7 protein-coding genes are annotated in these 7,986 nt (G+C 69.3%); 1 reads left to right on the top strand and 6 read right to left on the bottom strand.

The genetic code is table 11. The annotated features are described in order from the left end of the window. From D455_RS0123165 to D455_RS0123140, 6 genes are all read right to left on the bottom strand, one after another. Positions 1–971: NAD(P)/FAD-dependent oxidoreductase (locus D455_RS0123165; RefSeq protein ID WP_017573070.1), on the bottom strand; the 971-nt coding region annotated here is incomplete at its 3' end. Positions 972–1,079: 108 nt separating this feature from the next. Continuing rightward, entirely contained in the window at positions 1,080–1,922 is an 843-nt protein-coding gene (locus D455_RS0123160) for an ABC transporter permease (protein ID WP_017573069.1), read from the bottom strand. Beyond that, entirely contained in the window at positions 1,919–2,773 is an 855-nt protein-coding gene (locus D455_RS0123155) for an ABC transporter permease (RefSeq protein ID WP_017573068.1), read from the bottom strand. Before D455_RS0123155 ends, D455_RS0123160 begins: the two co-directional genes overlap by 4 nt. Positions 2,774–2,780: 7 nt before the next feature. After that, positions 2,781–4,034, bottom strand: coding sequence for a polyamine ABC transporter substrate-binding protein (locus tag D455_RS0123150; RefSeq protein WP_017573067.1), 1,254 nt, complete (start codon positions 4,032–4,034; stop codon positions 2,781–2,783). Positions 4,035–4,109: 75 nt separating this feature from the next. Continuing rightward, positions 4,110–5,267 carry an ABC transporter ATP-binding protein gene (locus D455_RS0123145; protein ID WP_017573066.1) on the bottom strand — a complete coding sequence of 386 codons (1,158 nt, stop codon included), beginning with the start codon at positions 5,265–5,267 and terminating at the stop codon, positions 4,110–4,112. Positions 5,268–5,346: 79 nt separating this feature from the next. Then, on the bottom strand, positions 5,347–6,795 hold the full coding sequence (locus D455_RS0123140; protein ID WP_017573065.1) for a gamma-aminobutyraldehyde dehydrogenase: 1,449 nt from the start codon (positions 6,793–6,795) through the stop codon (positions 5,347–5,349). A 283-nt stretch (positions 6,796–7,078) separates the two neighbouring features. Here D455_RS0123140 and D455_RS0123135 point away from each other — a divergent pair. Next, the coding region (locus tag D455_RS0123135) for an aminotransferase class III-fold pyridoxal phosphate-dependent enzyme (RefSeq protein ID WP_051064697.1) at positions 7,079–7,986 on the top strand (908 nt) is incomplete at its 3' end.

Here is a 7,986-nt window from a genome sequence, read left to right as displayed (position 1 = left end):
TGGACGACGTCGTAGCCGCCCCAGAGGATGCGGTTGTCGGCAGTCAGCCGGTAGTAGTGGAAGAAGTTCGCGGCGTCGGACAGCCCCTGGCGGCCCTTCCACCCCAGCGACGCCATCTGTTCGTCGGTGAGCGGCTCGGTCATCAGCGCGTAGTCGTAGACCGGGGCCAGGTAGTGCCTGAGGCGGCGCAGCGGTCCGGGGAACGCACCGGTCCCCCAGGCCACCTTGCGCGCGTGCAGCGCGCCGCCGCTGGTCTCCAGGCGCAGTCCGGACGGCACGGACCGGATCGCGCGCACCGGCGTGTTCTCGAAGACCCGCACACCGAGCCGCTGGCAGGCGGCGAGCAGGCCCCAGACGAGTTTGGCGGGATGCACCATGGCGACCCCGCCGGGTTCGTGGAGCGCCCCCACGTAGGTGGGTGAGTCGATCTCCCGCCGGACGCGTTCGGCGTCCCACACCTGGGAGGGGTGGCCCAGCGCGGTCATGGTCGCGGCGGCCTCGGCGAACCCCTCGGCCTGCCAGGGCTCGGTGGCGACGAGGATCTCGCCGGTGCGCTCGAACTCGCAGTCGATCCCGTGGTCCTCCACCGCCCGCTGGATGCCGTCGAGGTTGGCGTGTCCCTGGCGTTCGAGTTCGCCGATCTCCTCGGGCCAGCGCTCGGCGCCGTTGTCGTGGCCGTGGGTGAGGCTGGCGGCGCAGAAACCGCCGTTGCGCCCCGAGGCCGCCCAGCCCGCGGTGCGGGCCTCCACCAGGACCACGTCCCGGTCGGGGTCGCGCTCCTTGGCCAGAAGGGCGGTCCACAGCCCGCTGAATCCGGCTCCGACCACGACCAGGTCGGCGAACACGTCCCCCGCCAGGGCGGGGACGGGTTCGGGGACGTCGTGTCCGGGCACGTCGGGGTCCAGCCAGAAGGTCCGGGGACGGGTGTCGGCCAGGGCCCTCTCCACCCGCTCGGTCGCTACGTCGGCCATTGCGTATCACTCCGTTGGTTCCGTGACCGTGTCCGCCGGGGCCCGGTGGACACGGGTGCGCCCCGGCCCTGCCGGGGACGCGGGTGTCCCCGCCGTACGGGGGTACCCCTATCCGCGTCGGCGGCGCCGGGCCATGACGATGTTGACCACGGCCAGGATCAGTCCGACCGAGAACAGCAGGGTTCCCATGACGTTCACCTGCGGCGGGATGCCCACGCGCGTGGCACCCCAGATCCACAACGGGAAGGTGGTGACGTCGCCGCTGACGAACGACGTGATGATGTAGTCGTCGATGGACAGGGCGAAGGCGAGCATCCCTCCCGCCATGATGCCGGGGAAGAGCATGGGCAGGGTGACCAGACGGAACGTGGTCCACGGACCGGCGCCCAGGTCGCGGGCGGCCTCCTCCAGGCGGGGGTCCAGGGTGATGACGCGGGCCCGCACGGTGATGGCCACGAAGGACACGCAGAACATCACGTGCGCGATCACGGTCGTCCAGTAGCCGGTGGTCACGTTCATCATCAGGAAGGTGGACAGCAGCGCGGCGCCGAGTACCACCTCGGGCGCGCTGATCGCCGCGAACATCACCAGGTTGGTGAGCTGCTTGCCCCGGAAGCCGAACCGGCCCAGGGCCATCCCCAGGAGGGTGCCGAGCACGCCCGCGATGACCATCGTCAGCAGCGCGATGGTCACCGAGTTGAACATCGCCTCGTTGAGCTCGGCGTGGGCGAACGCGTTCTGGTACCACTTCAGGGTGAAGCCCTGCCAGGTGATGTTGTGCCGCCCGGCCGGGTCGTTGAAGCTGAACACGATCATGAAGATGATGGGCGCGAACAGCCAGGCCAGCACGGCCCACGTGTAGTACCGGCCCCAGTCGGCCCGGCGGCGCGTGCGGCCCCTTCCCGCGCCCGGAGAGGTTCCCGCCTTCGGCGTTCCGACGTCGACGCTCATGCGTGCACCTCCATGACCTTCTCGGTGCCGAGGGCCCTCGCGTAGCTGAAGATCCCGATCAACAGCAGCCCCATGAGGACGAAGGTGATCGAGGCGGCGATGGGGTAGTCGTTGTTGACCAGGTACTCGGTCCGGATGACGTTGCCGACCATCGTGTTGTACGCCCCGCCGAGCACCGAGGCGTTGACGTAGTCGGCGCTGGTGGGGATGAAGGTCATCAGCACTCCGGCGAACACACCGGGCAGGGACACCGGCAGGATCACCTTCGTGAACGCCCGGATCCGGTCGGAGTAGAGGTCGTGCGCGGCCTCCACCATGTGCGGGTCCATGCGCTCCAGGACCGCGTAGATCGGCAGGATCATGAACGGCACGAAGTTGTAGGCCAGGCCGAGGATCACCGCGGGCGCGGAGTTGAGGACGGTGAGGCCCTCCGGGAGCAGCCCGATGTCCTTGAGCGTGCCGAGCAGCATGCCGTTGTCCGAGAGGAAGAACCTCCAGGAGATGGTGCGCAGCACGAACGAGACGAAGAACGGCAGCAGGATCAGCAGCAGGTAGGTGGACTTGTTCTCCCCGCCGCGGAACGCGATCCAGTACGCGACCGGATAGCCGACGGCGATGCACACCAGGGTGGCGCAGCCGCCGTAGAACAGCGAGCGCAGGATCTGCTCCCAGTAGGAGCTGACGGCGGTGGCGTAGTTGCCCACCTCGAAGGTCTGCTGGAAGCCGGTGACGACGTTGCCCGTGGTCAGCGACAGGGAGAGCATCCCGCCGATGGGCACCACGAAGAACAACGCCAGCCAGACCCAGGCCGGGAGCACGAGCGCGTAGGGCGTGGTCTTTCGGTTGTTCATACCTGGCTCAACTCTGCGTGACGGCCTGGAACAGGGCGGAGAACTCCTCCTGCTCGGCGGTCTCCAGCGTGACGTAGTTGTGCAGCTTCTGGTACTCCTCCTCGGTGGGGAAGACCAGGTGGCTCTCCGCCATCTCGCGCAGGGCCTCGGCGCGCTCCCCGTCGTCCTCGCTCCCGGCCCAGTCGGTCAGGATCTCCTTCGCCCGGGGCACCGGGGAGATGTAGGCGATGTACTCGGTGAGCCCGGCGGCGATCTCCGGCTCGTAGAGGAAGTTCATCATCTCGATCGCGTCGACCGGGGCCTTGCTGGTGTAGGGGATCATGAGGTTGTCCGTCCACAGGGTGGCGCCCTCGTCGGGGATGACGAACCTCAGGTCCGTGCCCGCCGTGGCGTTCTGCTGGTAGATGTCGCCGGACCAGGCCATGGTGATCCACAGGTCGCCGTTGGTGAGGGGCTGGATGTAGTCCTGCTCGTAGTAGGAGCGCACCACTCCGGAGTCGCGCTGCTCGCGGAGCCTGTCGGCGGCGGCCTCCCAGTCCTCCTTCGTGGAGTCGGCCGGGGTGACTCCGTTGGCGAGCAGGCCGAAGTTGGCGATCTCCTGGACGTCGGCGAACATGCCGACCTTGCCCGCGAACGCCGGGTCCCACAGGTCCTGGAGGCTGGTGATCTGCCGGTCGACGAACTCGGGGTTGTAGGCGATGCCGGTGATGCCGGAGGCGTAGGGGACCGTGTACTCGTTGCCGGGGTCGTAGGAGGCGTTCCTGTAGCTCTCACCCGCGGACTCGGCGAAGGCGGGGAGCCTGGTGTGGTCCAACGGCGCCAGGTAGCTGAGCTCCATGAGCTTGGAGAGCTGGAAGCCGTTGGTCAGGACCATGAGGTCGTAGCCGATGTCGTCGCCGTTGGCGAGCTGGGGCTGGATCTGCCCGAAGAACGTCGGCGCCTCGTGCACGTCCTCCTTGTACTCCACCTCGGTACCGGTGGCCTCGGTGAACTGCGTGATCTGCGTGTGTTCGGGGTCCATGTACAGCGGCCAGTTGGCCCAGCGCAGGCGGCCGGTCCGTTCCTTGTCGGCCCAGTAGTCCTCGACCGCGACGGGCTCGCGCCGCTGCCCCTGGACGCCGCAGGCGGACAGGGCGAGCGCGGCAGCGGCGGCGCCGCCCGCCCGAAGGGTGCGACGGCGGCTGATCAGGGGGCCGCGACGGGCCGTGGTGAGCCCGCGCACGAGCGCGGGATCCAGGTGGGCGCGCGATCGGTGGTTCATGTCGTCGTTCCCTACTTCGGTTCTTCGGGGGCCGCCGGGGTGGCGGGCGGTGCCGGGGAGAGGGGCCCGGTGTGCTCAGGACGGGAGCGCGTAGGAGTGGTGCGGGGGCCAGGACAGCCACACCCGCTCACCCCGTTCGGCGACCAGGGCGGAACCGGACGCGTTCTGCTGGTAGACCGTGACCTCGTCACCGTCGCCGACGTCCACCTGGTAGTGGGTGGCGGCGCCGGTGTAGACGGTCTCGGTGACCGTGCCGGGAAGGCGGCTGACCTGGCCCTCCGGCTCCTCGGTCCCGATGTTCACCTTCTCCGGGCGGACGGTCAGGTGGATGTGGGATCCGGTGGTGACCTCGTCGGGCAGCTCGGCGGCCAGAACGGTGGCGCCGTCCGCGACCTCCACCTTCCACAGGCCGCCGCTGGCCGCGCTGACCACGCCCCGGAGGAGGTTGCTGGTGCCGATGAAGTCGGCGACGAACCTGGTGGCGGGTCGGTCGTAGATCTCGGTGGGTGTGCCGAGCTGCTCCACCAGGCCGTTGTTCATCACGGCGATGCGGTCGGACATGGTCAGCGCCTCACCCTGGTCGTGGGTGACGTAGACGAAGGTGATGCCGACCTCGCGCTGGATCCGCTTGAGCTCGATCTGCATGGACTGGCGGAGCTTGAGGTCGAGTGCGCCGAGGGGTTCGTCCAGGAGCAGGGCGCTCGGCTCGTTGACGAGCGCGCGGGCCAGGGCGACACGCTGCTGCTGGCCGCCGGACAGCTGCGTCGGGCGGTGCTTGGCGCGGTGGCCGAGTTCGACCAGGTCGAGCATCCGGCCGACCCGGCGGGTGATCTCGGCCTTGGGGACCTTCCGACGCCTGAGCCCGAACGCGACGTTGTCCGCGACGCTCATGTGCGGGAAGAGCGCGTAGCTCTGGAAGACCATGTTGACGTCGCGGTGGTTGGCGGAGACCCCGGTGACGTCGCGGCCGTCGAGTCGGACGACGCCCTCGGTGGGGTCCTCGAACCCGGCGATCATGCGCATGGTGGTGGTCTTGCCGCAGCCGGACGGACCGAGCAGTGAGAAGAACTCCCCGCGTCCGATCTCCAGGTCGACGCCGTCGACCGCGCGCACCGTCTCCGTGCCGGACCGGAAGGCCTTGACCACTCCGGTCAGGCTGATCGCGGGTTCCGCGGCCGGGATGGCGTCGGACGCGGACGCCTGGGGCTGGGTGGTGCTGGTGGGAGGAGCCATGGTGGGGGTGTTCCTGTCAGTCTCTCGTTCCTGCGGACGGGGACCGGGACGCACGTTCGGGGCGGCCCGGAGGGAGGGCTTACTCGCCGATGTAGCTCATGACGTGCTTGACCCGGGTGTACTCGTCGAAGGAGTACGTCGACAGGTCCTTGCCGTAGCCGGAGTGCTTGAAGCCGCCGTGCGGCATCTCCGCGGTGATCGGGATGTGGGTGTTGATCCACACGCAGCCGAAGTCCAGGCGGCGCGAGACCCGCAGCGCGCGGGCGTGGTCGCGGGTCCACACACTGGACGCCAGACCGTACTCGACGGAGTTCGCCCAGTTCACGGCCGTTTCCTCGTCGGGGAAGCGCTGCACGGTGATGACCGGACCGAAGATCTCGTCGGTGACCATCTCGTCGCCCTGGCGCAGTCCGGCCACGACGGTCGGGGTGTGGAAGTAGCCCTCGTCGCCGACACGGGAACCGCCCGCGAGGATCTCGGCGTGGTCGGGGGTCCTCTCCAGGAAGCCGCTGACCCGGGCCAGCTGGTTGGCGTTGTTGAGGGGGCCGTAGGCGGCGTCGGGGTTGCTGGGCGCGGCGGTGACGGTGCCGCGCGCCTGCTCCGCCAGGGCGGCGGCGAGGTCGTCGTGGACGCCGGGGGCGGCCAGCACGCGCGTGGCGGCGGTGCAGTCCTGCCCGGCGTTGAAGTACCCGGCCTCGGCGATCCCGGCGGCGGCGCGCTCGACGTCGGCGTCGTCGAAGACCAGGACGGGCGCCTTGCCGCCCAGTTCCAGGTGCAGGCGTTTGAGGTCCCTGGACCCCGCCTGGGCGACCTCGTACCCCGCTCGGGTGGAGCCGGTCAGGGAGATGAGCTGCGGCGCGGGGTGCTCCACCAGGGCTCGGCCGGTGTCACGGTCCCCGGCGACCACGTTGAACACGCCCGGCGGGAGGAACTCCGCGGCGATCTCGGCGAGCAGCAGCGTGGACACCGGGGTCGTGTCGGAGGGCTTGAGGACGATGGTGTCGCCCGCGGCCAGGGCTGGGCCGATCTTCCAGGCCGCCATGGCCATGGGGTAGTTCCACGGGGTGATCTGGCCGACGACGCCCAGCGGCTCCCGGCGGATCCAGGAGGTGTGGTCGGCCATGTACTCGCCCGCCGCGCGGCCCTCCAGGTTGCGGGTGGCGCCCGCGAAGAAGCGCAGCGCGTCCAGGACCTGGGCGATCTCCTCGCTGCGGGTGAGGCCGACCGGCTTGCCGCAGTTGCGGACCTCGGCGTCGACCAGTTCGTCGGCGCGCTCCTCCACACGGTCGGCGAACCTGTTGAGGGCGATCTGCCGCTCGGCGGGGGTCCAGTCGCGCCAGCCGTCGTCGAAGGCGCGCTGGGCGGCCTTGAAGGCGTTGTCGACGTCCTCGGCGGTGGACACCGGGGCCGTGGCGAAGACCTTCCCGGTGGCCGGGTCGACGAGGTCCGCTCGGATGCCGTCCGCGGTGTCCGTGTACTCGCCGTCGACGAAGTTGCGGAGGTGGTCGGTTCCGGGGTCCTGGGTCACTGCGGCTCCCTGGGGTCGGGTGCGATCCGTCTCACATGTCTCTGTGATCCGACACACTGCCACCCCTGACCAGGTAGATCAAGCGATTCCGTTGTAAAGATTCAGCCTCTCGACGGATACTTGACAGAAGTGCCATGGATGCCACTATTTCTATTGACCGGGTTGAGAAGACCCACGGGGCGACCCCCACGGCCCCCGGACCGCCCAGAAACCTCGGGAGCACCTAGTGGCAGCGCATCTGAGCCCGGAGCAACTCCAGCGGGCCGCCAAGGACCACCTGTGGATGCACTTCACGGAGATGGCCGCCTACGGCGACGCCGACGTCCCCCTCATCACACGGGGAGAGGGCGTCCACGTCTACGACGCCGACGGCAAGCGGTACCTGGACGGCCTGGCCGGGCTGTTCGTCTCCCAGGTCGGGCACGGCCGGGCCGAGATCGCCGACGCCATCGCCGAGCAGGCGCGGGAGCTGGCCTACTTCCCGATCTGGACCTACGCCCACCCCAGGGCGATCGAACTGGCCGACCGGATCGCTGGCCTGGCTCCGGGCGACCTGAACCGGGTCTTCTTCACCACCAGTGGTTCGGAGGCGGTCGAGTCGGCCTGGAAGCTGGCCCGCCAGTACTTCAAGGCGATCGGCCAGCCCACCCGGCACAAGGTGATCAGCCGGAGGATCGCCTACCACGGGACCAGCATGGGCGCACTGTCGATCACGGGACTCCAGGCGATCAGGACACCGTTCGAACCGCTCGTGCCCTCCACCGTCCAGGTGCCGAACACGAACTTCTACCGGGCTCCCCTGCACGGCGACGACATCGAGGCGTTCGGCCGCTGGGCCGCCGACCAGATCGAGGAGGCCATCGTCCAGAACGGCCCCGAGACCGTCGCGGCCGTCTACGTCGAACCCGTGCAGAACTCCGGCGGATGCTTCCCGCCGCCGCCCGGCTACCTCCAGCGGGTGCGCGAGATCTGCGACCGCCACGGCGTCCTCATGGTCTCCGACGAGGTCATCTGCGCCTTCGGCCGCCTGGGGGAGTACTTCGGCGCGACGAAGTACGGCTACCTGCCGGACATGATCACCTTCGCCAAGGGCGCCACCAGCGGATACGTACCGCTCGGCGGGCTGATCGCGCGCGAGGGGCTCATGGAGCCCTTCCAGGAGGAGGGATCCGCCTTCCTGCACGGCATCAC

It is taken from the genome of Nocardiopsis halotolerans DSM 44410, from assembly GCF_000341065.1.
Lineage (GTDB): Bacteria > Actinomycetota > Actinomycetes > Streptosporangiales > Streptosporangiaceae > Nocardiopsis > Nocardiopsis halotolerans.
This window is presented reverse-complemented; position numbering and strand designations above follow the sequence as displayed.